Annotated in this window: 19 protein-coding genes and 1 pseudogene; 11 read left to right on the forward strand and 9 right to left on the reverse strand. The window is 41.5% G+C overall.

Annotated elements, in window-relative coordinates; genetic code table 11:
- Window positions 1-4: 4 nt before the first annotated feature.
- A complete protein-coding gene (locus J2T13_RS00460) occupies window positions 5-1,792 on the reverse strand; it encodes an L-fucose isomerase (RefSeq protein WP_429367290.1) in 1,788 nt (595 codons plus the stop codon).
- Window positions 1,793-2,023: 231 nt separating this feature from the next.
- Here J2T13_RS00460 and J2T13_RS00465 point away from each other — a divergent pair, with 231 nt between their 5' ends.
- The 3 genes from J2T13_RS00465 to J2T13_RS00475 all read left to right on the forward strand — a co-directional run bounded on the left by J2T13_RS00465 (window position 2,024) and on the right by J2T13_RS00475 (window position 5,233).
- Window positions 2,024-3,274 (forward strand): methyl-accepting chemotaxis protein, encoded by a 1,251-nt coding sequence (locus J2T13_RS00465; protein WP_429367292.1) that lies wholly within the window; start codon window positions 2,024-2,026, stop codon window positions 3,272-3,274.
- Between the two features lie 292 nt (window positions 3,275-3,566).
- Window positions 3,567-4,133 carry a sigma-70 family RNA polymerase sigma factor gene (locus J2T13_RS00470; RefSeq protein WP_429367294.1) on the forward strand — a complete coding sequence of 189 codons (567 nt, stop codon included), beginning with the start codon at window positions 3,567-3,569 and terminating at the stop codon, window positions 4,131-4,133.
- Window positions 4,130-5,233, forward strand: a complete 1,104-nt coding sequence (locus J2T13_RS00475; protein WP_429367296.1) for a DUF4179 domain-containing protein — start codon at window positions 4,130-4,132, stop codon at window positions 5,231-5,233. The genes J2T13_RS00470 and J2T13_RS00475 overlap by 4 nt, the downstream gene beginning before the upstream one ends.
- Window positions 5,234-5,338: 105 nt before the next feature.
- Here the strand turns inward: J2T13_RS00475 and J2T13_RS00480 are convergent.
- Together J2T13_RS00480 and J2T13_RS00485 are read right to left on the reverse strand one after the other, a co-directional pair.
- Window positions 5,339-5,745, reverse strand: a pseudogene (locus tag J2T13_RS00480) (transposase); the annotation flags it as partial.
- 447 nt (window positions 5,746-6,192) lie between these two features.
- Complete coding sequence (locus J2T13_RS00485) at window positions 6,193-7,299, reverse strand: DUF4349 domain-containing protein (protein ID WP_429367298.1); 1,107 nt, start codon at window positions 7,297-7,299, stop codon at window positions 6,193-6,195.
- A 332-nt stretch (window positions 7,300-7,631) separates the two neighbouring features.
- Here J2T13_RS00485 and J2T13_RS00490 point away from each other — a divergent pair, with 332 nt between their 5' ends.
- The gene (locus J2T13_RS00490; protein WP_429367300.1) at window positions 7,632-8,279 is read left to right on the forward strand and encodes a metal-dependent hydrolase; all 648 of its coding nucleotides are present in this window, start codon (window positions 7,632-7,634) and stop codon (window positions 8,277-8,279) included.
- Between the two features lie 18 nt (window positions 8,280-8,297).
- On the opposite strand, the gene J2T13_RS00495 is transcribed toward J2T13_RS00490, so the two are convergent.
- Entirely contained in the window at window positions 8,298-9,137 is an 840-nt protein-coding gene (locus J2T13_RS00495; RefSeq protein ID WP_429367302.1) for an AraC family transcriptional regulator, read from the reverse strand.
- Between the two features lie 152 nt (window positions 9,138-9,289).
- Here J2T13_RS00495 and J2T13_RS00500 point away from each other — a divergent pair, with 152 nt between their 5' ends.
- Complete coding sequence (locus tag J2T13_RS00500) at window positions 9,290-11,296, forward strand: beta-galactosidase (RefSeq protein ID WP_429367304.1); 2,007 nt, start codon at window positions 9,290-9,292, stop codon at window positions 11,294-11,296.
- A 106-nt stretch (window positions 11,297-11,402) separates the two neighbouring features.
- Here J2T13_RS00500 and J2T13_RS00505 read toward each other — a convergent pair whose 3' ends face one another.
- Entirely contained in the window at window positions 11,403-11,609 is a 207-nt protein-coding gene (locus J2T13_RS00505) for a DUF1657 domain-containing protein (RefSeq protein ID WP_429367306.1), read from the reverse strand.
- 134 nt (window positions 11,610-11,743) lie between these two features.
- On the opposite strand from J2T13_RS00505, the gene J2T13_RS00510 reads away from it, so the two are divergent.
- The 3 genes from J2T13_RS00510 to spoVAD all read left to right on the forward strand — a co-directional run bounded on the left by J2T13_RS00510 (window position 11,744) and on the right by spoVAD (window position 14,211).
- A complete protein-coding gene (locus J2T13_RS00510) occupies window positions 11,744-12,604 on the forward strand; it encodes a DUF421 domain-containing protein (protein WP_429367776.1) in 861 nt (286 codons plus the stop codon).
- A gap of 105 nt (window positions 12,605-12,709) precedes the next feature.
- Complete coding sequence (spoVAC, locus tag J2T13_RS00515) at window positions 12,710-13,195, forward strand: stage V sporulation protein AC (protein WP_429367308.1); 486 nt, start codon at window positions 12,710-12,712, stop codon at window positions 13,193-13,195.
- Window positions 13,196-13,200: 5 nt separating this feature from the next.
- Window positions 13,201-14,211: a stage V sporulation protein AD gene (gene spoVAD / locus J2T13_RS00520; protein ID WP_429367310.1), complete on the forward strand. Its 1,011-nt coding sequence runs from the start codon at window positions 13,201-13,203 to the stop codon at window positions 14,209-14,211.
- A 129-nt stretch (window positions 14,212-14,340) separates the two neighbouring features.
- On the opposite strand, the gene J2T13_RS00525 is transcribed toward spoVAD, so the two are convergent.
- Together J2T13_RS00525 and J2T13_RS00530 are read right to left on the reverse strand one after the other, a co-directional pair.
- Complete coding sequence (locus J2T13_RS00525) at window positions 14,341-15,369, reverse strand: Gfo/Idh/MocA family protein (protein ID WP_429367312.1); 1,029 nt, start codon at window positions 15,367-15,369, stop codon at window positions 14,341-14,343.
- 294 nt (window positions 15,370-15,663) lie between these two features.
- Window positions 15,664-16,551 carry a sugar phosphate isomerase/epimerase family protein gene (locus tag J2T13_RS00530; RefSeq protein WP_429367314.1) on the reverse strand — a complete coding sequence of 296 codons (888 nt, stop codon included), beginning with the start codon at window positions 16,549-16,551 and terminating at the stop codon, window positions 15,664-15,666.
- Between the two features lie 238 nt (window positions 16,552-16,789).
- On the opposite strand from J2T13_RS00530, the gene J2T13_RS00535 reads away from it, so the two are divergent.
- On the forward strand, window positions 16,790-17,635 hold the full coding sequence (locus J2T13_RS00535; RefSeq protein ID WP_429367316.1) for a helix-turn-helix domain-containing protein: 846 nt from the start codon (window positions 16,790-16,792) through the stop codon (window positions 17,633-17,635).
- Window positions 17,636-17,771: 136 nt separating this feature from the next.
- On the opposite strand, the gene J2T13_RS00540 is transcribed toward J2T13_RS00535, so the two are convergent.
- Window positions 17,772-19,397: a response regulator transcription factor gene (locus J2T13_RS00540; protein WP_429367318.1), complete on the reverse strand. Its 1,626-nt coding sequence runs from the start codon at window positions 19,395-19,397 to the stop codon at window positions 17,772-17,774.
- The gene (locus J2T13_RS00545) at window positions 19,398-21,212 is read right to left on the reverse strand and encodes a cache domain-containing sensor histidine kinase (RefSeq protein ID WP_429367320.1); all 1,815 of its coding nucleotides are present in this window, start codon (window positions 21,210-21,212) and stop codon (window positions 19,398-19,400) included. It abuts the gene before it with no gap.
- Between the two features lie 126 nt (window positions 21,213-21,338).
- Between J2T13_RS00545 and J2T13_RS00550 the strand changes: the two genes are divergently transcribed.
- Both J2T13_RS00550 and J2T13_RS00555 read left to right on the forward strand, forming a co-directional pair.
- Entirely contained in the window at window positions 21,339-22,220 is an 882-nt protein-coding gene (locus J2T13_RS00550) for a carbohydrate ABC transporter permease (RefSeq protein ID WP_429367322.1), read from the forward strand.
- Entirely contained in the window at window positions 22,220-23,056 is an 837-nt protein-coding gene (locus J2T13_RS00555) for a carbohydrate ABC transporter permease (RefSeq protein ID WP_429367324.1), read from the forward strand. The genes J2T13_RS00550 and J2T13_RS00555 overlap by 1 nt, the downstream gene beginning before the upstream one ends.
- The last annotated feature ends 106 nt before the right edge of the window (window positions 23,057-23,162 follow it).

Genomic DNA, 23,162 nt, shown 5'->3' on the forward strand with positions numbered 1-23,162 from the left:
CTAATTATTTATATAGCGGTCCAAAAGCACTACATGCCCGGAAATCCGCACTTTCTGTATTCTCAGTTCCGAACATACCCCATACCCGAGGGCGGAATATTTGATCGCTAGGTACATTATGCATATTCACGGGAATACGAAGAATGGATGCTAAGGTCAATAAATCAGCTCCGATATGCCCATAGCTAATAACACCATGATTAGCACCCCATTGATTCATCACTTCATACACACTTGTAAATGCACCGTCTCCTGTAAGATTAGGTACGAACCATGTCGTTGGCCATGTAGGGTCCGTTCTCTGATCTAGAATGTCGTGCACATTTTCCGGTAGTTCAATAGAGTAACCCTCAGCAATCTGAAGAACAGGCCCAAGACCCTTTACAAGATTCAAGCGAGTCATTGTCATCGGTATACCACCATGAGTCAAGAAATCTGTAGAGAAACCTCCACCTCTGAAATACTCTAACGATGCAGGTCTCCATTGTGTTGCCTCTAACGTATTCTTAACTTCCTCATCTGTTATTTCCCAGAAAGGCTTCATCGCGGGTTGCCCATTAATTTGTTGTTCTCCTGTACCATCAAGCGCAGCAGAACCCGAATTAATGAGATGAAGAATGCCATTGGCTGCGCGACCTTCTAGGGTATGTCCTGTCACACGTTGAACTGAATCTGGGCTCCAATACGTTCTCACATCCGCAAAAATTTGTGCTGTATTACTTAAGAGGTATCCGAACAACATCCCTACACCATTCAAACTATCATTCTCTGTAGCTACCAAAAAGGGAGAACGTAATCCATTCCAATCGAATGACGAATTAAGCATCGTCTCTAAAAAGTCAGCATTGGGACTATGATCCGTCCATTGACGTTGTCCTTGAAAACCACTGACGATCGCATGATGTCCCTCTGCTTCTTCCAGAAAACCAAGTTCCGCTAAGCGAGGGTTACCAATCATCAAATCTCTAGTAATAAGTGTCATCTTGACAACCGTCTCCCACTCCCAATCTTTACGTTCCCGAGTGGACTGAAGCTCTAGTGGATTATGGTCAGGACCCTCATTGCAGTTCTCTTTTACCCAAGAAAGCGCATTCAAAAATTCCTCAGGATCATAGATTCCCTCTTCTAACCTACGGGTGAATTCACTCATATCCACGTACTCATTACGCATTCCTAAATATTCCTGAAAGAAGGAATCATCTACAATGGAACCTGCTATACCCATAGAAACTGAACCTAGAGAAAGATAGGATTTACCACGAATATATGCTGCCGCAAGCCCACTCTTAGCGAATCTGAGTAATTTCTGCTGGATATCATCAGGTATCCGTTGATCTCCTTCATCTTGTACGTCTTCCCCGTATATACCGAATGCAGGTAATCCCTTCTGTGCATGCGCTGCCAATACTGCGGCAAGATATACTGCTCCAGGTCTGCCCGTACCGTTAAATCCCCATACCGCTTTAGGAATCGTCGGATCGGTATCCATCGTTTCCGTCCCATAACACCAACAAGGGGTTACTGTAATGGTTAATCCCACTTCTGCATTTTTGAACTTTTTGGCAGAGGCTGCAGCTTCTGCAACTCCCCCGATACAGGTATCTGATATAACGCATTCTACTGGATCACCGTTCGGATATCGTAGCTCGTCAGAGAGCATTTTTGCTACAGCTTTGGCAAGATTCATCGTCTGTTCTTCCAACGATTCACGAACGCCTCTTCTTCTACCATCAATTGTTGGTCTTATTCCAATCTTTGGGAAACCATCTTTCCATCTGTGAATATTGTCCATTCTTATCCATCTCCTCACGATTATGTTGAAATAGTATGACTATTTCAACTTAACAATACAATCTACCAATGTCAATTTAGCTATATATTCCATTAATGTAAACAGTCGGATTTTATTAGGTCTTTCAACTCATGTACATTTATTCCTAGTCTCTATTACATAGACTATTTGCCCTATTACATGTTACAATATGGTATAAAATATGGTTTTATCTAGGAGGATTTATTTACTATGGCATGGTTCAACAATCTACCTCTTTCAAAGAAGATTATAGCTGGATGCTACGTCGTTGCCGCCCTTTTTGCTATTCCCATCGTTATCGCTTTTATAGTTTTGGGTAAAGTTATTATAGGCATCAGTTTGATTGTAGTCCTATTAGCCCTAACCTTTCCTATTTCTCTTTTCATTGAGAAAGCGCTTACATCATCATTCGATGATATTTCTACCGTCACCCATCATATTTCCAAAGGAGATTTCACATTAAGAGTAAGTGAAACAGGATCAATGAGTACTCTGAGTCGTTCTTTTAATAACATGATTGATAAATTAACTAAAATTCTTAGCGATGCTTCAGGTATTACCAAGCAAGTTATGGGCACAAGTCGGGGTATTGTCGACAGAAATGAAGAACTAAGATTGGTCATGGCTCAAGTTGCCCACTCTTCTAATGAACTTGCCATAGGTGCTAGTGAAATATCCCAAGATATTTCCGGCATGACTGACTCTATTCAGGATATTGAGCAAAAGGTTAGTAATTATACCGCATCTACTAAATTAATGAATCAACGCTCAATAGAAATGATCTCACTCGTTGAAAAGGGCAGACAATCTGTTGAGAAACAAGCCGAGGGAATGCGCCTAAATATTAGTGCAACTGAAAAAGTAGCTGATACTATTGAAGATCTTTCTAAAAACGCTTCACATATTACAAAAATAACCAAGTCCATCTCGGAGATTGCTCAACAAACCAACCTGTTGTCGCTTAATGCATCCATTGAAGCAGCACGTGCTGGTGAACATGGCAAGGGATTTGCAGTGGTCGCTCAAGAAGTTCGTAAGTTAGCTGAAGAATCTACTGCATCTACACATGGCGTATTTAGCTTAGTACAAAGTATTGAACAAGGTGTTAAGCAAGCGATTGAACATATCCATGTTAACGAAGAAGTGGTACGTCAGCAGAATGAAATGATTGGCGAATCAGAGCAAATCTTTAAACAAATCGTCCAAAGTGTTCAGTACATTTCCGATCAAATTTCTGCCTTCTCTAAAGAAAGTGATATTATGCTAGAGAGTGCTCAGAAAATTTCAAGCGCGATTCAGAATATATCAGCAATCACAGAAGAGTCTGCTGCTGGCACACAAGAAGTATCTGCATCTATGAATTCACAAATTGAAACCATTCAAGCTGTAGCTAGAGAAGCTGAAGCCATGAACGCTTCTGTATTTCAGTTACAAAAGACAATACATATTTTGAAATTTTAGCTTAAACCGAAACCCATGCCGATCTACAAACGCTACGATTTCTATATGCTACCGTTATCTGCGGGTACTGGTTAGATATCAAATGGATAGAGTCATCAGAAACCCTCTGATGACTCTATCCATTTTTCTTTATGTGCTCAATATCCCTATGCAATTCCCTCGTAACTGTATTGTGTTTTTTATAATTATGCTTACCATCCTAAATGTTTCATTCTAATGTGAGAGAAAATCTCATTCAATACGTTGTATAAGGTGTAGAAGCGCTTTTACAAAAAATAAGGGGAATCGACACATGAAGTCTAATGATACAAATTTTATACGACGGTTACAGCGACAAGAAGAAGACGCATTGGAATTTATAGTTGATAAATATTTGCCATTAATCAAAGGGATAACTCACAAAGTTCTCGCTCCCCTTAACAACTGCGGTGTCATAGAAGAATGTATTAACGATGTTTTCCTTGCCATTTGGAACCATTCAAAAAAGTTCAACGGAGACACCCATGATTTCAGAAAGTGGATATGCGCTATTGCTAAGTTTAAATCAATTGACTATTACAGAAAAGCTAGTAAGGAAATAGAATTCAGCTCAGATTATATGGATTTGAACACAGGAAAATCAGCAGAGGATGAACTCATTCTCCAAGAAGACAGAACCGAACTAATCAGGTTAATCAATCATCTTGAGCCTGTTGAAAGAGATATTTTTATCATGAAGTTCTTTCTAGGCTTAAATACTAAGGATATTTCACTTAAACTCGGTTTGACCAAAGCTGCAATTGATAATCGAATTTATAGAGGGAAGAAAAAACTTAATAAAAATGCGATAACCCCTATGTTAGGAGAGAGTGGAATATGAAGGATATTTATGAATTATTGAATGATATAAACCTAGTCGAAGAGGAATTTGAGGAATTGCAAGTAAACGAACTCGAAAAATCTAGAATCAAAAGCACGCTAAAAAAGTCAATAAATAAGAACAAAAAAGTGACAAGTTGTAAAAGGTACGTGACGGTAGCTTCCATTATCGTTGGCTTATCATTTACAACGTTGGGTATAACGTTTCCTGCATATGCCAGCAGCATCCCTGTAATAGGTGATATTTTTAGCTTTTTGAATAATGAAAGCACAGGTCTTTATGATAATTATAAGGAGTATTCCACCGCAATGAATACGACCACAGAAAGTGAGGGCATCACAGTAACGATTAATGATGCGATTTACGATGGAAATACGGTAACACTAACTTACTCTATAGAGAGTGAACAAGATTTAGGAGAGAATCTCATGATCCATGGCAATCCAATGCTAAAAGGGTCAAAAGGCATGGCTGGCAGCTCAAAAATTTCGAAAGTGGATAAACATCATTATGTAGGCATATTTAATGCTACGTATTTGTCCAATAATAAAGAAGATACCGTAGAGATAAAGTGGGATTTAGACAGTATCATCAATCAAGATAAACAGCAAGAGATAAAAGGAAACTGGGAATTTGCTTTTACTTTAAAGGCTACGGAAAGCAAATCACAATTCATTGGCCAAAGTGCTGAACAAGATGGGGTAAAAGTAAGTGTAAATAAAATTTCCATCAATCCCATGTCCGTCATCATTTATTACGACCAAGAGGTTTCCGAGAAGGTAAGTAACAAATGGCACGAGGTATATGTTGAATTAGCTATTAAAGATGATTTAGGGAATATCTACTCAGGAGAAGGTAATGGAGGATCAGGTAAAGATTCTTATACGATGAGCTTGAGTAAAACAATCGAAAAGTTGGAACAGAATGCAACGAAACTTATAGTAACTCCTCATATCACCTTAAGAAGTTACAATCCTGATAATCATGGTTCCGTAGAAATAACGAGGAGTGGGCCGAGGGAAATTCTAATCCCAACAAAGCCTGGTATTGGGAAAGAAGATTTTGTATTACAGGACATCATTATCGAATTAAAGAAATAACATAATAAACTAAAGGGGCTGTTTCAAAAGTAGATTTTCTACGAGCGGAGACAAACACTATTCATTCTCAAAATAGTAAAAATCAATAGAGCAGCGATTCTCCGGTTATTGGAGGATCGCTGCTCTGCGTTTTTGGTCATTTGCGGCTTGCTTCAGTAGATTATGGGCAAGTGAAAGCCAACCGACCTCAAGCGTCACTTTTTTCATGCCGCGAAGCAGAAATCTCCGGAATCCCGGTTGTTTTTCAGTTGTCCAAATACACTTTCTGGTTCCGTCATTCGGCGTACCAAGGCGTAACCTTCCTCGCTTCGCAGAATTTCCCGAGCCTGATTCTGGTACCGCAGTCGTTCCAAACTGACAACAACTTCCCGATTTCCTACTGCCTTCGTGCAACGTTCCTTTAGCGGACAGCCCTCGCAGTTTTGGCTTCGGTAATGACGTTTTTGAATTTCATATCCACTAGGTTGAGTTTCTTTGCTAGTTTTTCGGAAATGTAACGTTTGTCCAGCCGATTTACGGCAGCATTGACAAGACGAACGAGGTGATTTTGTGGAATGTCTTCTTCTAAATCCATTGGCAAGAAAAGTTGGTCCATGGTATATTGAATGTAAAAAGAAATCGCTCCTTTGGAATGGTTGGTCGTACTTCCATTTTACCAAAAAGAGCGATTTTTTTGTGTTGTTTTCGGTTGAAAAGTTGCAAAAATATGCTTAAGGTAGCGCAGAGGACGAAACGATTTCGTAAAAGCGATAGCGTTCGCCTTGGTCTCCGAATTTCAACCGCTAGCGGTTTCAATCCAGAAATTTGGAGACCACAGCGATTGGAGAAACGATCCGTTCGCGGAGCGTCCTCTCACACCATCTATTTTGCTCCTACAGAAAAAGGGGGGTCCCTAGCCATTTTCATGACTTATGGGACAGCCCCTTTCATCTGTCTAGCGTTTAATAAGATATAACAATCTAGCTCTTAGCTTGATTATCTTCATCTACATCAACCTGAGCGGTATGATCCATGTCCTTTTCATCATGAGCTGGATCGAACATTTTATGATTATGTTGTCTATTGAGATCTCTACGATCTGCACGCTTACGTGTATTATTTCTGCGAATAATCCATATCAACCATCCTATAACTCCACCTACCAGCAAGAAAGGGAGTAACGCGAATACAATAACAACCAACCATTGGAATAAGAGTGACATGATATTGATGGCACCTTTTAATGCATCATTTGCCCGTTCGAAAAGTGGAGCTGGCTTCTTCACTGTATTGTTTGCGATATTATCTACTATCGGTTGATACAGACGAATCTCAATCGTTGAATAAGAAACATTGTTATCAATGTATCTCATACGTCCTTTTGTCTGTTCAATCTCTTCTTGAATCTTGCCTAATTCTTTGGCGAAAGTTACTAATTCTGTAGGCTTCGTTGCCTTCTTCATAAATTCCGTATATTGAATTTCCATTAGCTCTTTGGTTTTGAGACGCGCTTCTAGATCCATGTATTCTTCGGTAACATCCTGTCCATTTATACTTCGTTGTAGTGATTCATGCTCCAGCTTTTCCAAATTATCAAGGAATGGCGAGAATCCCGAGGCAGGTACTTTCAGAGTAAAAGTGCCACCCTGCTCTTGCTTAGACTGATTTTCTGTAAATCCCACAATGTATCCGCCTGCAAGTGTCACCATGTTACGTATTTCTGATTGAGATTTACCGTAATCTTCTACTTCCATCACTATATCTGCTCTATAGATTAGCTTCTTATTCAGACCTGCCGCAGTATCACCACGGGTAAAACCTTCACCACTTACAGGTACTTCCGAACCAGAAACATTGCTCTGATCTAACTTCATTTTGTCGACAGAACTACTTTCCTTATCAGCCTCTGCTTCCGTAGTCTCACTCTTCTGTTCGCTCATCGCTTTATCGGCCATAGGTGTCTCTTCCGACATACTTACCTTTGAATTAGCCGCACTGTCGTTATTACTTGAGGAACCACATCCGCCGATGAACAATATACAAACCATGAATACAATTAGAAAGCAATTAAACCCCCGTTTACGCATTCTTATAACCCCCAGCTACTAAGATTAAAGCATTATCATCCATGGTCATGTATATTGGAAGGTAACCCTTATTCACTAAACGTTGGAAATCCATGGAAGGTTGCACTTGTATTCTTATTTCCTGCCGCATTCCATTCTTCACAAGGTAACTTGTCTGAACTACACACATACGTGTATAATTAACAAACATACGTTTGGTTTTTTAAAAATATAAGAAAGTATACATTTTTACTTACTTTACTTATGTTTCTACGAGCAACGGTTAACCTCCCTTTAAGGCGGCGAAGCCGTTGCTGCTTGTCCAATCAACTTTGTCAGTCATAGGAGGTCACATGAAAGGTACCACACATCTCGGCATAGGTGTCGCTATCGGCGTCGCTGCTACTTTCTACTACCCGTTTACTATTGAGAATGCTGCTATTTATGTGGCTGTATCAGGCTTCTCGGCTCTCAGTGCAGACCTTGATGGTCCAAGCATTCTGAGTTCCAGAATCGGAAAGTTCTCTAAACAGCTCCAAACTTTATTAGTCTGGCTTAGTTTCATCCTTATTACCTTCCTTACGTATATGTATTTATCTAGGGGAGCTTTCTACCCTGAGTATTCCGTAGTCTGCGTGGTCTCTTTACTCATCGGATTCATGACCAAACAAGGGGTCATTCGAAATGCTCTTGTCAGTATCGTTGGAGGATGCCTGATATACGGTGGGTGGTTACTCGGAATGAGTGGACTCATTGGGCTCGGAATATTTGTGGCCTGGGCTCCTTGGCTCAATCATCGTGGCATGACACACACGATATGGGCACTCTTCTATTGGGCAGCCATAAGCTTAGAAATGGAGCGAAATCTACATATTGAGGGCATCATGGCCGTCGCTACCACAGGTTATCTTTCTCATTTACTTGCGGATACTTTGACACCTCAAGGTGTGAAGTGGTTTTATCCATTCTATAAGAAATCAATCAAGCTGCCACTGAGATAGTGGCGGCTCTTTTGCTCATTAGCCGAACGGATACGACAAGCGAAATTGATTAGGAGTAACATCTTCATATTTCCGAAAAACATAAATAAAATAACTCGAATTCGCAAATCCACATTGCAGTCCAATCTGTTTAACCGTAAGGGTACTTGCAGCAAGTAACTGTTTAGCCAATGTAATTCTTGATTCCATCACATACTGCACAGGAGTCTTGCCCATAATTTGACGGAACATACGATTGAAATACCATGTGCTGTACCCTGAAATAGCTGCCATCTCTGTGAGTGTGAGCGGTTCAATGCAATGATTTTGAATATAATCTGCGGTAGTCCGTATTTTTTCATGATGATTCAGTAAAGATTGACCTTGTACATTCACTGCATTGAGAGCTAACTCGGCTAATATTTCGTACAAGATTGAAGATAATCTAGGTTCATTCGCACTTTCAAAAGATTGCCCATACCGCAACAACTCATCTGTTAGCTCCAAGAAGCGATCTTGGCGACCAAATGAAAATACCCAAACCTCACCTATACCTCTTCCGTTCAATAATTGATGCAGATCATGACCACTGAAATGAATCCAACGAATATCCCACGGATCACTGGGATCAGCACGATATTGCTGCACTTGTCCTGGACCATACAGAAACCCACTTCCCTCACTCAACTCCACCCAGCTCTGCTTCTCATGAATAAAGATATAACCCTTTCCTTTGAAAACCATATGTAGATTAAATGCTGTGAAGCTCCCCGCTGTTCTATTCTCCATATGCAGTGGATCCATATAATGTCCAAATGCCTCAGGATAACATGTATAACCTTTATATCCTGCATTCGGAAGAAAGTACTGTGTTCTCATTACTATTTCACCTCAATTGAGCGCAAGATTACGACATAGTTGACAAAATGATAGTATATTATCTCATATTTCATTGATATACAATGAGATTACAATACAATCAATTCTGCAATAATACTATATCATTGTAATCATGAAAGGAAATAACGCGAATGAATAATTTCTCACACGTACAAATGGGCGTTGATTATTACCCTGAGCATTGGGACCGTTCTTTGTGGGTAGAAGATGCACAAAAAATGAAAGAGGTCGGCGTTAAAGTCATCCGTGTCGGAGAATTTGCTTGGAGTCGATTTGAGCCTAAAGAAGGCCTATTTGATTTCAAGTGGCTTGATGATGCAATTGCTCTTTTTCACGATCAAGGGATCCAAGTTGTTATAGGTACACCTACCCATACGCCACCCCGTTGGCTCACGGAGAAATGTCCCGATATTTTGCCTATTCAAGCGAATGGACAACCTAATCATGCAGGGGTCCGTGGACATCGCTGCTTTAATAGTGAATCCATGGATTCCTACGGATCACGGATCGTTGCGCAGCTTACACAACACTACAAAGACCATCCGGCTGTCATTGGATGGCAGACTGATAATGAGTTTAGCTTAACCTATTGTCATTGTGAGTCATGTAACGCACGTTTTCGCGAATGGCTTCAGAACAAATACAGTAGTCTAGAACAAGTGAACCAAGAGTGGGGAACAGTTGTATGGAGTGGAGAATATAACAGCTGGTCACAAGTGACCACGCCTATAGGCGGCTCACCTTTCCAGAATCCATCCTATCAACTCGATTATTATCGATTCCAATCGCACTCAGCCAATATTTTTCAACAACGCCAGATTGATATTATTCGTCATAACTGCCCTCAACATTTCATCACGCATAATTTCCACAGTTATCCGCAAAAGCTTGATCTCTACCCACTTGGAGAGAATTTGGATGTGGCCGCTTTTGACTATTATCCGAACACGTCTCCTAATAAAACAACGACAGGACCTTATAGCGGGGCTTTATCATTAGATATTACCCGTGGAATTAAAAGACGCAACTTCTGGATTATGGAGCAACTAAGTGGACCTCCTGGATGCTGGATGCCTATGTGGCGTACACCCTATCCAGGATTTATCCGCGCATACATCTGGCAGGCGATTTCAAGAGGCGCAGATACCGTGGTCCAATTTCGCTGGAGAAGTGCCAACATCGGAGCAGAACAATTCTGGCATGGTCTGATAGATCATAGTAATATACCCGGTCGTAGATTTGAAGAATTCACTAAAGTATGCGCAGAGGTTAATGCTCTTTCATCAACACTTGCAGGTACGGTCTTACGCAATGACATTGCCATACTACATTCCCATGATCAGCTTGTAGCCTTAGATATTCAGCCACAGTCAGAAGGGTTGGACTATTATGAGAATATCAAATGTTGGCATCGTACAGTAACGAAGCTTGGCCTCGGTGTAGATGTCCTGAATTGGATGGAACATTTGTCAGACTATAAGATTATCATTGCTCCAAGCCTATATTTAATGGACCCTGCCGTAGCTACAAATTTAGCATCATTCGCTGAAGCTGGCGGAACAATTATCTTCACACACCGAACAGGTGTTAAAAATATGAATAATGTATGCCTCATGGAGCCCTTACCTGGGTTACTATCCGCATGTGCTGGAGTGGAAGTGGAAGAATACGATCCCATTGGTAACGATCCTCATCACATGGTGACGGCAGATGATATCTCCTACTCCTGTTCACAGTGGTGTGACATTCTGAAACCAACTACGGCCGAGACCTTGGCTTGGTACGCGGATGATTTTTACGCTGGAAAATCAGCGGTTACGGTGAATAGTCACGGAAGAGGTAAAGTTTACTACTTAGGAACTCATGTAGATGAATCCTATATGAAGGTCTTGATAGAGGAACTAGTGGAAGCTCACGACCTAATGATATTTCCTGAGCTTCCAGAGGGCGTACAAGTCTCCGTACGCGTGCGTGATTCACAATCCTTCTTGTTCATTCTGAATTTGAGCAGGGAATTCCAGCGTATTCCTTTAGATTCTTCCTACGAGAGTGTGCTCTATCCTGGAATCAAACATCCAAACACATTGACACTTGAACCTTACGGAGTAGAGATATTAAACATGCATAATAATCATTAACAATTTCATTTCCAGCAGGTTCTCATAACTAAACAAATAACCTTGAGTCAGCTATAACGCTGATCAAGGTTACTTGTCATGCCTTGTATGTACAAGACGTTAGTTTTTAGAAGCCTTTATATTGCGGCTCTTCGTTTTCCAATTGTTGAACTCTAGTCTGTACTTGATCCACGATTGTTTGTGTTTGCTCTGCAGCACTTGTGAACATTGTTTTTGCTTCTTGATTTTCCGTACCAAGGGCAAATGACTCTAAGCTCGCTTGCGCACTCTTTAACGAAGAAAGGCATGTTTTAACATCGGAAGAAACAGTCATTGTTGTTTTCACCTCCTTGTAATGAGAGTACGAATTATAATCTAACCTTCGGAGTGAAAAAAAATACATAATTAATCTATTTTTCGCAAATAATTTAAATGTTAAAGATCACTGGAATGGAGGAAGCTTACAACATGCAGAATTGGGTTGAGGTTGTTCTTCGGACACTTGTGTCCGTAATTGTACTCTTTGTTTTAACTCGACTGTTGGGAAAAAGGCAGATTTCTCAGTTATCTTTTTTTGAGTACATTACCGGTATCACTATTGGTAGCTTAACTGCCTATATTTCATTAGATCTCAATAGTGATTGGTATCTGGGAATAATCTCCGTAGTCGTATGGACATTAGCCTCATTAGGGATTGAATTCTTACAGCTGAAGAGCAAAAAAGCACGTGATTTAATCGACAGTACAAGTAGAATCCTTATCAAGGATGGAAAAATATTGGAAGATAACCTGAAAAAGGAACGCTTAACGAATGAAGATTTACTTGAACTAATTCGTAAAAGGGATGCCTTTAAAGTGGCTGAGGTGGAATTTGCCATCATGGAGCCTAACGGAGAAGTCAACGTTCTGTTGAAAAAGGAATTTCAACCGATAACCCCTTCTCATTTAGGTATTAAAGTCTCTCCTGAGACTGAACCGCAGGCTACCATATTGGATGGAAAGATTATGGATGAAGCACTTGCTTCCGCAGGCTATAACCGCAAATGGTTAAATACCGAACTGGAGAAAATCGGTGTGTCTCTTGATAATGTCTTTTTGGGCCAAGTGGATACCTATGGAGAGCTTCATGTTGATTTATATGATGACAAGATTATAGTTCCAGAGCCACAAAAGCGAGCTGTGCTAATGGCTGATCTCAAGAAATGTCAGGCTGATCTGGAGTTATTCTCATTGTCCGTCGATAACTCAGAGATCAAGCAAATGTTTGGACTATGCTCAGATCAACTAGAGCAAGTCATCGCAGATGTCAAACCGTTATTAACTACATAGATTGAACTAAAGACGTACCCCCATATTCATGATTTTATTTAGAATTGATTGTACTTGGGAGCGCATATTTTAGTTCAATCTATCTACATAGGGAGATGATACAAAATGGCCAGCAAAAGCGACAAAGAGAAATTAACGCCTGTCCAACAACAATATCAAGATCTCGCCGCCCACCGTGAACCCAGAAGATTTACTTTCATAAATTTGGCACGTGCTTTTGTCGTTGGTGGCTTAATTTGTGTCATAGGACAGGCGATTCAGCAGATGTTTATCCATTGGGGTGGTTTTGATGAGAAAAAAGCTTCCAACCCTACCGTAGCTGTGCTTGTTATGATCTCCATCATACTTACCAGTCTTGGAGTATATGACAAGTTAGCCCAGTGGGCTGGAGCTGGAACAGCAGTCCCCGTTACTGGATTTGCTAATGCAATGGCATCATCAGCGATTGAGCATCGTAGGGAAGGACTGGTTCTCGGCCTAGGTAGTAGTATTTTTAAAGTGGCCGGGCCCGTTATCGTATTTGGTACAGTAGCTGCTTTTATTATTGCTATTGTTTATTTCATATTTGATATTAAAATGACTGGAGGTTGATTAACATGCTAAAAGGTCATCAAAGTTGGATATTTGAGAATAAACCCTCTATCATCTCCACTGCGACCGTAGTAGGTCCATTCGAAGGCCAGGGTCCTCTTGCTGAGGACTTCGATGTCATTCATGGGGAATTATATGTGGGACAAGATAGCTGGGAGAAGGCAGAGAGAGCCATTATGGAAGAAGCAGCACAGTTAGCCTTGCAGCATGCCAATCTAAAAGAAGGACAAGTTCAGTTCTATCTTGCTGGGGATCTAATGAATCAGATTATCAGTAGTACCTTTACTGCTCGAACCTTAACTATTCCCTTCATCGGATTGTTCGGAGCCTGCTCCACATCGATGGAAAGCCTAGCTCTCTCTGCTTATATTGTCAATACAAATGGAGCCAATTACGTACTCTCTGGAACCTGCAGCCATAATGCTAGTGTAGAGAAGCAATTCCGTTATCCAACAGAATATGGATCTCAAAAGCCTCCAACTGCTCAATTTACGGTCACAGGAGCAGGGGCAGCTGTACTTTCTTTGAAAGGTGAAGGGCCTTATGTGACTTCAGCGACCATGGGGCGAATTGTTGATATGGGGATGAAAGATCCATTTAATATGGGTGCAGCTATGGCTCCTGCGGCAGTAGATACCATAGAAGCCCATTTTCGAGATTTGAACATTGGGCCGGAGTATTACGATTTAATTGTCACTGGAGACCTCTCTAAAGTTGGCTATGATATTGCTTGTGACCTATTCGAGAAACACAAAATTCCTATGCATAAGACAACCTACTCCGATTGCGGTATGTTGATCTACAATTATGATAAGCAGAATGTCCAATCTGGAGCTAGTGGATGTGGATGTTCCGCAGTCGTTACCTACGGACATATTATTAACAGGATTCGCCGAGGGGAATTGAACCGTGTTCTCATTGTTGCTACCGGCGCACTTCTGTCACCCCTCACCTTTCAACAAGGTGAAAGCATTCCATGTATTGCTCATGCTGTCTCGATTGAAAGTAAGAAGTGACTAAGTAAAAGACCCTAGCACCCAAATCAGAAGGCAGTAAAAAGCACGACGCTCCTTGAACCTTAGGAACGTCGTGCTTTTGTTATTATAAATAATATATGACTCTAAGATTCGATTCCAGACTAATTTTTATAAATATATTCTTTTATTTTCTTTGCCTGATTGATATATACTTGCAATCATTTCTTGTGTCTTGAGTGCTTCTTTGCCATCAATAAAAGGCGTTTCGCCTCTCTCGAGTGTTTCATAATATTCACGAATTTGCTTCATATGGCTAACACCCCAGTAAATTTTCACACCTTCACCATAATCAATAACTTCATTTGGATTAGTGTCCTTCGTTATCTCCGTACCATCGTTATATTTAATCGTCGCTCTCTCTGCAACCATCTTGGCAATTCCCTTTACACAATGGACCTCAATCTCAACTGGCGCATCATAACTGTAGTAATTCACAGCAAAGAATCCCCCAAAGATGCCATTCTTAAATTTCATTACGCCTTCCACACTATCTTCCACTTCAATTTTCTCATGCGCTCGGTTACCAATCTGAGCATCGACATACTCAATTTCTTCGCCTACAAACCAACGCATTAAGTCCATCGTATGAATCGCTTGGTCAATGAGCACCCCGCCGCCTTCCATATTCCATGTACCTTTCCAATCACTTAAGCTATAGTACTCATCCGAGCGGTTCCAGGTAACTGAACATTTGGCTCCCAGTACTTGTCCAAGACTACCATCAACAATAGCGTTCTTAATGAGTTGCGATCCAGGATTATATCGATTCTGAAAAATAACCCCTAAGGTGACGCCATTCTCCTCACATACCTCAACCATTTGTCTAGCTTCTTCCGTACTAATACTCATCGGTTTCTCAGTAAGAATATGCGTTCCTTTACGCGCTGCATATAATGTCATCGGAGCATGTAAATAATGAGGAGTACAGATATGTACAACGTCTAATTCCTCTTGATCGATCATCTCTTCATAACTCGTATAAAAATTACAGTTATACTTCTCAGCAGCTTGCTTCGCGCGATCCTCCTTCACATCACAGACTGCTGTTAACTCTGCTACATCTGATAATTGAATAGAACTTGCATGCATTGGAAAAATGTTACCACAACCGATAATGCCTACTTTAAATTTTTTCATATCCCTATTCTCTCCCTAATTAGTGTTAGATCTCCCTATGAATTGGGGCCAACATTATTATAATTGAATTCAACCAACTTTACTCTCTGACCTTTCTTCGAACTTTCGACTGCGCCGTAAACATTTCATCTAGACACCCTTGATGTCCTTCTCATCCCTGACAAGAGAGGGGTACTTCAATCTTCTGAACAGGTGAAGAGAAATTAGCAGGTTTATACGGGTCTACCCCTTCACTTTCAGGTCGATGAGTGCCGTCCCAACGCACCGTTCCCGAACTGCCGGTGCAATCACCCTCTAATAAGAAGGATTAGGAACAAAATGACCCCCACGACATTGTTTCAAATAATTCAGCGCATGAACCTGTCCTGTCATTTCCCAATCATCGCGATAGACCGGATCATGGAAGCCTTCGATGTCGATCGTTCCGCTATATCCACCTTGACGAAGAATGGAGATGATATCACTCCAGTTGGTATCTCCAAAGCCTGGAGTCCGGTGCCATACGTATTCCTTCGAGCTATGAATCCCATACTCACGGATAAGATCCCAGGCAATCGTAGCATCTTTACCATGAACATTGAATATTTTTCCCATCCATTTCCGAAGCTGCGGAATGGGATCAATCAATGCGAGCATTTGATGGCAAGGTTCCCATTGTAACCCTATATTATCCGCTGGAACGGCATTGAACATCATTTCCCATGCCATAGGATTGTGGGCAATATTCCAATCCCCCTCCTGCCAGTTACCATGCATAGCACAGTTCTCAAACGCTAAGCGTACGCCACGATCTTCAGCTCGTTTACTTAACTCTCCGAACACTTCTGCGAAACGTTTCATCGATCCATCAATAGGTCCTGGCAAACGCCCCGTAAATCCTGTCACTAAATCCGTGCCAAATTCATGGGCATGATCAATCAGACGCTCCCAACTTGCCAAGGTATCCGCATTATCTCCCTCACCTGTTAAAGGATTACCGAATACGCCAACACTGGATATGATTATATCCTTCTCATTTATAATTTCTTTCACTTGTTTAGCTAATTCAGATAAATCCACCTGTTGCGTCGACTGCCAGAATGTGAGCGCAACAGATTCGAATCCATGAGGAATAATTTGTGGAAGTACCTTTACAGCGTCAGGGCCACCTACTAATGTGCCTATACGTAATTGTTTCATCATTTGTTCTCCCTTCGACGTGGACCTTGAATTGAGTAATACTAACATGATGTTGGTCTTGCTATAATGTAATCAATTAATCCATTGTTTGATAGACATAAATTTATGATAATATAGTACAATCTTATGATATTTCAAGAGTCGTAGCGTTTTCATCTATAAAATCATGATTATATATGATAATATCGTTCATGATGTTTCTATTTCATGATATTTTCTCCCATAAGAAGGTGTTTTACACATGACCGTCAATATGTTAAAAGAGAAAACTTGGCTTCCCGATCAGACATTTCCCATTAATATTTTCTTCTCGACTTCGTTCCCTCTCCATTGGCACGATCATATTGAATGGGTCTTCATGAAAAAAGGTAAACTGCGCATTCAGATTGATGCAGATATAGAGGAGCTTGAGCCTGGGGAGCTTGCCTTTATTAACTCCAAGCAATTACATGGCGGTTGGCCCTTGGTAGAAGGTACTGAATTTGTGAGTATTGTTTTTAATGAAGGATTGGTTAGAGGGAGTGAGCTTGATGTGACCGAGAATCATTACTTCCTTCCGTATCTAACAAACCAAGATAAATGGCCAACTAAGATTCAAAAAAACGATCCTTACCTTGAAGAAATCAGTCATTCTTTCAGTCGACTTGTCGAAGAATTCGAAAGTAAACAACCTGCTCACGAGCTGATTATTAAAGCAGAACTACTGCGAATTTTCGGGCTTTTCTTCCGCTACGCCAGTCAGAATGATGAATCCCCTAGAGTTTCCAGACGAGTTAATGAACGTGATTTCCCTCATCTTCTTCACCTACTCCGTGAACGTTTCCGAGAGTCAATCACGGTAGATGAAGCAGCACAAATCGTTAACCTTAGCCCTAATCATTTCTGCCGAGTATTTAAACAAATGACTAGTAAAACCTTAATTGAATACATCCATCTATTAAGAATAAATGAGGCCGAAAGATTACTTATGGAGACGAATGATCCAATCTGGGAGATTGCGCTCCAGGTTGGATTCTCCAGTACAGCATACTTCGGCAGAGTGTTCAAGAAAATTAAGAACCTGTCCCCTTCCGAGATTAGAAAATGATCAGGAGCTATGAGCGATGATCCTTTCGATTCGAACAGCAGTTCAGTCTATTCCATGAGGAATCCGGAATTATTCTTACTTTTAACAAAGATAGAAGCACCTTTGACACAGATGTCGTGTCTAGGTGCTTCCCTTTTTATAATTTATAGATAAGTAATAGTCTACGGTATCCTTGCGGCGTAACTCCCTCTTGTTTCTTGAACACCTTACTGAAATATTTCACGTCCCGGAAACCAACCATCTCGGATATTTGTGAAATTTTGAAATGTGGATTCTGCAGGAGTAGCTTGGCCTTATCAATCCTATACTTTGCGATATAGTCTGAGAAGTTGATACCCAGCTCCTGCTTGAATTTACGTGAAATATATTCCCGACTAACAGAGAAATGTTGCGCGACTTCTTGTAGTGACAGTTCAGATTGGTAATGATGCTCAATATATTTGACGATCTGATTCATCGTCTTGTACTCACTACCTTGCCGTGAGAGTAGCTCCTGTGATAGACGCTGCATGAAGGAGTACGACCAGTCACGCCAGGAGAACAGAGAAAAGGAGTAACCATTCGTAAAGGGCGCAGGGTATAGCAAGTCTGAGCTCTCGAGCGTAGCAATAGCACTTTCGGCATCATCACCAATATGCTCACGTAGCAGTTGCGAACGGAATAATATAGCATCAGCTCTCCAAGAAGAGAGTATCTCCGGAGTCACGACCCCGCAGCGAGTTAACTCATCGATCCAGCGCTTAGACGTTCCCTCTAGCAGAGCCGGCTGACCGCTCATAACAGACGTTCGCCAATCATCGCTCATATTTGCGAACAAGCCCTTTACAGAAGTATTATCGTCAGTACTACTGTGCACATACTCTTCTGGATTCAGTAGATTACGACGTCGTAGCGCAGTAGCTGCTTCTGCGTACTGAGCAGGCAGGCTTTGTGGCAGTGCGCCCGTACTACCCATGCCCAAATGTATCCGACGTTGAAGGGTATGGAATAGCCCTTGATTAATATCTGAGATGAGTTCTTTAGCCGCCTCCGGCTGATCCCACAAAATGATGGCAATCTCAGTTGGAGCGCCCCAATAACGAAATGCAACGCCACGTTTCCTAATCAACAGAAACTCATTACAAATGTTCATAATGGCATAGTATAGTAGATCATTGTCATTACCAAACCGCTGTAAAAGTGGGCTATCACCAACATCCATTTGCAGTAGTAATAGGCGTGCAGACACGGCACGATCTGGTATAACACCTTCGAGACGTAATCTACGGAGTGAAGCCTCAGCAGTCATAGGCTCGTCTATCAAGGAGGAGAGCAGACGCTCCCCGTAAATCGGCTTGAACTCGTTCAGCTGGATATTCTGTTTCTGCTGAGTATGGCGTTCCTGCTCCTCATGATTCCAAGCCGTGACCGCTTTAGAAACCGCCGTATTGATCGCTTCGGGATCTATCGGCTTCAGAATATAATCAATTCCGCCGTGGCGAACCGTATGTCTAACGAAATCAAAGTCATCATGTCCACTAACAACTATAAATTTAACACTAGCAGCAAATTCGCTGACCCATGTCATCAACTCTACACCATTTCCCTTTTCCATCATCATATCCATGATAACGATAGCAGGTTTCAGGGTACGAATACATTCAATCGCTTGCGTACCACTTTCAGCTTCCTCTATTACATCTATACCATGCCGCTCCCAATCTACCAGCAGGCGCACGGCTTTTCTAACCCTAGCTTCGTCATCTACTATTAACGCTCTCACTTATGCCTCACGCTCCGATCCAGATTGTATTCTCAAACGAACGCGAATCCCAACAGGTTCAATATTATCAACTGTCATGACTGTATCGTTACCGCAAACCATGCGTAACCGTGTCAGAACATTTACAAGTCCGATACCTGAAGTATCAGAAGCTTCTCTGACCGCGTCACCTTGGACAAACCTGTATATGTTATCGGTGCTGTGCAGCTCCCATTTCAGTCTTTCTAGACGGGTTTCAGATATCTGAGCTCCATTGTTTTCAATGTCGATTTGTATCCATCCGTCAGCTAATCCTTTAACCTTGAGCAAGAGGAATCCATCCGATCGTGTACGATCCATCCCGTGCTTGAAGTAATTCTCCACAATGGGTTGTAATATCATTTTCGGCATCGGCGCCCGTAATAAAGATTCCTCTACATCGTAACTGAAACTGAATTTGTTTTCAAACCGTTCCTTTTGCAGCTCAACATAAGCTTTGACATGCTCCAGCTCATCCTTCAGCGTCACTGTTTTTTCATTATTATGCATACTGTAATGCATCATTTTCCCAAGAGCAGACAACAGTGCGTATATTCGCGGAACATTCATTTCAAGCGCGAGCGTACCGATAATTTGTAAGGTGTTATTCAAAAAGTGAGGATTAATCTGCGCCTGAAGGGCCCTCAACTGATTTGTTTTGTTGGACAACTCCAGCTTGTACTCGCTTAGGATCAAGTTGTTGATCGTATCCATCATACTCCCAAACTGCGTCATAACCAGCCCGATTTCATCGTTACTTACATCTTTGATATTAATGTCCATTTTACCCGTCTGCACCTGATTAATGTAACGACTAAGCTGTTTGATGGGAGCGGTTATTTTGATAGAAATAACTACTGAAGCGGCTGCTATTATGATTAAGGAAATCCCCAACAACAGTAGATTGATGGCTACAGCCTTGTTTGCTTCACGAATGAGATAGGGTACAGGGATCTGTTTCACAAGTGTCCAATCAGCCCCGGCCATGTTCAGATGCTGATAGACAAATATGGCATTGTCACTCTCGAAGTTCCCAGCACTCTCTTCTGCTCCCACAATATGTTCGGTGTACCACTTTTCCTTCATCGTCGATCCTAGTTGTTCGGTATCATCGCTATAGACGATACTTCCATTGGCATCAACAATATAAACATTCTCACGTTCTTTCTGGTATAACTGCTCTGTAATATCGCTAAGTGCAGACAGCTTCACGTCAATAGATAAGTAACCTATGGCATCCGTGGAGGGGATCTGCTCAATTCGGCGGTGTAGCGTAAATACCGGTTCTGCTGGATAATACGGCTGAATTTCACCAAGTCCGTATGTGTTACTCATATGAGTCTTTTGTATCGATGTACTCTTGGAACCTTCAACGGCTGCCTCTGGGAAAACATCCACACCCATATTTCTTTTGGGTGTGTTTAGGGTGACTAGCGTTGCCTTACGGCTCTTGGTTTCATATAAATAGACCTGATAAATATCAGGGATGGATGTAGCAATATAGGATAATCCTGCGAACATCCGCGCACTGCTCTGTGCGTCTTCATACCCACTCTTCAATAGTCGGAAGAACTCCGTATTGGAATACACCGTGGTCGAAGTTCGGTTCAAATCCTGCAGCAGAGCGCTGAGATTCCTTTGTCCTTGATATAGCAGATTGGCATTCTCATCTATGGACCGTGAAATTAGGGATTTCGTCGTATAAGAATAGGTAATAAGCATTGTAGCTACTATGGGTATCGTAACAGCAATTAACATAAATACAATCAATTTCGTACGTATTCTGTTCCATTTCATAGGGATACACCTCTTCCGATCAATAAATTACACCTTTGAGTTCACCTGCGTAGGTGTTTAACCTTCTTCATAAGTCGCATAATAAAAATACAACAGTTCTCCAGTAGAAAGAAAGAGGGGTGCAGGATGAACAACCACAAAAAGTCGAAATGGGTGCCGCAACTTATATTTGTAGGCCCGGTTCTCATATTTTTCACTTTAATTATGATTATTCCATTTCTGCTTGGCATGTACTACTCGTTCACAGATTGGAACGGGGTAGCAGGTACAGTTAACTGGGTAGGTTTTAAGAACTTTACTCAAATCTTTACGAATGATTCTGATTTCTGGAAATCCTTCGGATTCACAGTACGCTTTACCATTGTAGGCGTAATTCTAACCAATGTCGTTGGTTTCTTCCTAGCTTACTTCCTGACCAAAGGTTTGAAGCTACGTAACGTGTTGCGTACGGTCTTCTTTATGCCGAATGTCATTGGGGGTCTGCTGTTAGGTTTTATCTGGCAGTTTATTTTCATCAAAGGGTTCTCAACACTAGGCGATCTAACCGGTTGGTCATTCTTTAACCTTCCATGGTTAGGTGATTCGACAACAGGATTCTGGGGCATCACCATCGTATTCGTATGGCAGTCCGCAGGTTATCTAATGGTTGTCTATATCTCATCTCTGACTAACGTACCTACTGAGGTCATGGAAGCAGCTGAACTTGACGGAGCAAACACTTGGCAAATGTTGCGCAGTATTATTATTCCGCTAATCATGCCTGCTGTAACGATTTGCCTCTTCCTAGCCATTTCGTGGGCGTTCAAGATGTTTGATCTCAACTTGTCACTAACCAAAGGTGGACCTTTCAAATCAACAGAATCGGTAGCTATGAACGTCTACGTTGAAGCGTTCCAGAATAACCGATACGGACTCGGTACGGCGAAATCACTATTGTTCTTCATCGTAGTAGCGGTCATCACCATGATTCAGGTTCGCCTGACCAAGAGTAAGGAGGTAGAGGCATAATGGGTATGCAAAAAAAATATAGCGGACGCTTATTCATCACTGAAATACTGATGGCCCTTGTCGCTCTGTTGTTTCTTGTACCGTTCTACTTTCTATTCGCGAACTCAGTGAAGCCGTTCGGAGATATTATGACGAACTCGGCTAGCTGGCCTGCCGTATTCCAGTGGGAGAACTACACCAAAGCATGGGAACTTACCCGCTTTCCAGAAGCCTTCGCCAACTCGTTTGGCATTACTTTAGTAAGTGTAGTACTCATGGCATTATTTGCGGCAATGGGCGCCTACCAAATGGTGAGATCCGATACGACTTTTAATAAAGTTCTATTCTTCCTGTTCGTAGCTGCTATGGTTATTCCCTTTCAATCGATCATGATTCCGCTACTGAAAGTGATCAATGTGCTTGGGGTCAACAATAGTAGAACCGGACTGATTCTTACCTATCTGGGGCTTGGGGCTCCAATGTCGGTATTTCTATTCCACGGCTTCGTGAAATCGATTCCGCTGGAGATTGAAGAAGCAGCAACGGTAGACGGATGTACAAGGATTACGGTATTCTTCCGCGTCGTATTACCGATGCTTAAACCGATGCTCATGACCGTTATCATACTGAACTGTCTATGGGTATGGAACGATTACCTACTACCTTCACTCATTCTACAAAAACCTGAGATGCGTACCATTCCACTTGCAACATACGCTTTCTTCGGACAATATACGAAGCAATGGGATATCGCCCTTCCGGCACTTGTACTTGGTATTACACCTGTCATCATCTTCTTCCTGTTGTTACAGCGTTATATTGTAGAAGGAATTGCAGCTGGTTCAGTTAAAGGTTAACATTAGTTTTTCTAATGCTAGGAACTTCGGCTCATCCGGTACTCATCAACCGGGTGGCCGTTCCAATATAAAGTCACATCATTTTACAATCAGTCAAGGGGGAAAT

The organism is Paenibacillus sp. DS2015, from assembly GCF_050433705.1.
Taxonomy (GTDB): Bacteria; Bacillota; Bacilli; order Paenibacillales; family Paenibacillaceae; genus Paenibacillus_AQ.

What these genes read in the sequence shown, in the direction of transcription:
- J2T13_RS00460 (WP_429367290.1), bottom strand. Translation starts at nt 1,792, where the DNA reads ATGGACAATATTCACAGATGGAAAGATGGTTTCCCAAAGATTGGAATA.
- J2T13_RS00465 (WP_429367292.1), top strand. Translation starts at nt 2,024, where the DNA reads ATGGCATGGTTCAACAATCTACCTCTTTCAAAGAAGATTATAGCTGGA.
- J2T13_RS00470 (WP_429367294.1), top strand. Translation starts at nt 3,567, where the DNA reads ATGAAGTCTAATGATACAAATTTTATACGACGGTTACAGCGACAAGAA.
- J2T13_RS00475 (WP_429367296.1), top strand. Translation starts at nt 4,130, where the DNA reads ATGAAGGATATTTATGAATTATTGAATGATATAAACCTAGTCGAAGAG.
- J2T13_RS00485 (WP_429367298.1), bottom strand. Translation starts at nt 7,299, where the DNA reads ATGCGTAAACGGGGGTTTAATTGCTTTCTAATTGTATTCATGGTTTGT.
- J2T13_RS00490 (WP_429367300.1), top strand. Translation starts at nt 7,632, where the DNA reads ATGAAAGGTACCACACATCTCGGCATAGGTGTCGCTATCGGCGTCGCT.
- J2T13_RS00495 (WP_429367302.1), bottom strand. Translation starts at nt 9,137, where the DNA reads ATGAGAACACAGTACTTTCTTCCGAATGCAGGATATAAAGGTTATACA.
- J2T13_RS00500 (WP_429367304.1), top strand. Translation starts at nt 9,290, where the DNA reads ATGAATAATTTCTCACACGTACAAATGGGCGTTGATTATTACCCTGAG.
- J2T13_RS00505 (WP_429367306.1), bottom strand. Translation starts at nt 11,609, where the DNA reads ATGACTGTTTCTTCCGATGTTAAAACATGCCTTTCTTCGTTAAAGAGT.
- J2T13_RS00510 (WP_429367776.1), top strand. Translation starts at nt 11,744, where the DNA reads ATGCAGAATTGGGTTGAGGTTGTTCTTCGGACACTTGTGTCCGTAATT.
- spoVAC (WP_429367308.1), top strand. Translation starts at nt 12,710, where the DNA reads ATGGCCAGCAAAAGCGACAAAGAGAAATTAACGCCTGTCCAACAACAA.
- spoVAD (WP_429367310.1), top strand. Translation starts at nt 13,201, where the DNA reads ATGCTAAAAGGTCATCAAAGTTGGATATTTGAGAATAAACCCTCTATC.
- J2T13_RS00525 (WP_429367312.1), bottom strand. Translation starts at nt 15,369, where the DNA reads ATGAAAAAATTTAAAGTAGGCATTATCGGTTGTGGTAACATTTTTCCA.
- J2T13_RS00530 (WP_429367314.1), bottom strand. Translation starts at nt 16,551, where the DNA reads ATGATGAAACAATTACGTATAGGCACATTAGTAGGTGGCCCTGACGCT.
- J2T13_RS00535 (WP_429367316.1), top strand. Translation starts at nt 16,790, where the DNA reads ATGACCGTCAATATGTTAAAAGAGAAAACTTGGCTTCCCGATCAGACA.
- J2T13_RS00545 (WP_429367320.1), bottom strand. Translation starts at nt 21,212, where the DNA reads ATGAAATGGAACAGAATACGTACGAAATTGATTGTATTTATGTTAATT.
- J2T13_RS00550 (WP_429367322.1), top strand. Translation starts at nt 21,339, where the DNA reads ATGAACAACCACAAAAAGTCGAAATGGGTGCCGCAACTTATATTTGTA.
- J2T13_RS00555 (WP_429367324.1), top strand. Translation starts at nt 22,220, where the DNA reads ATGGGTATGCAAAAAAAATATAGCGGACGCTTATTCATCACTGAAATA.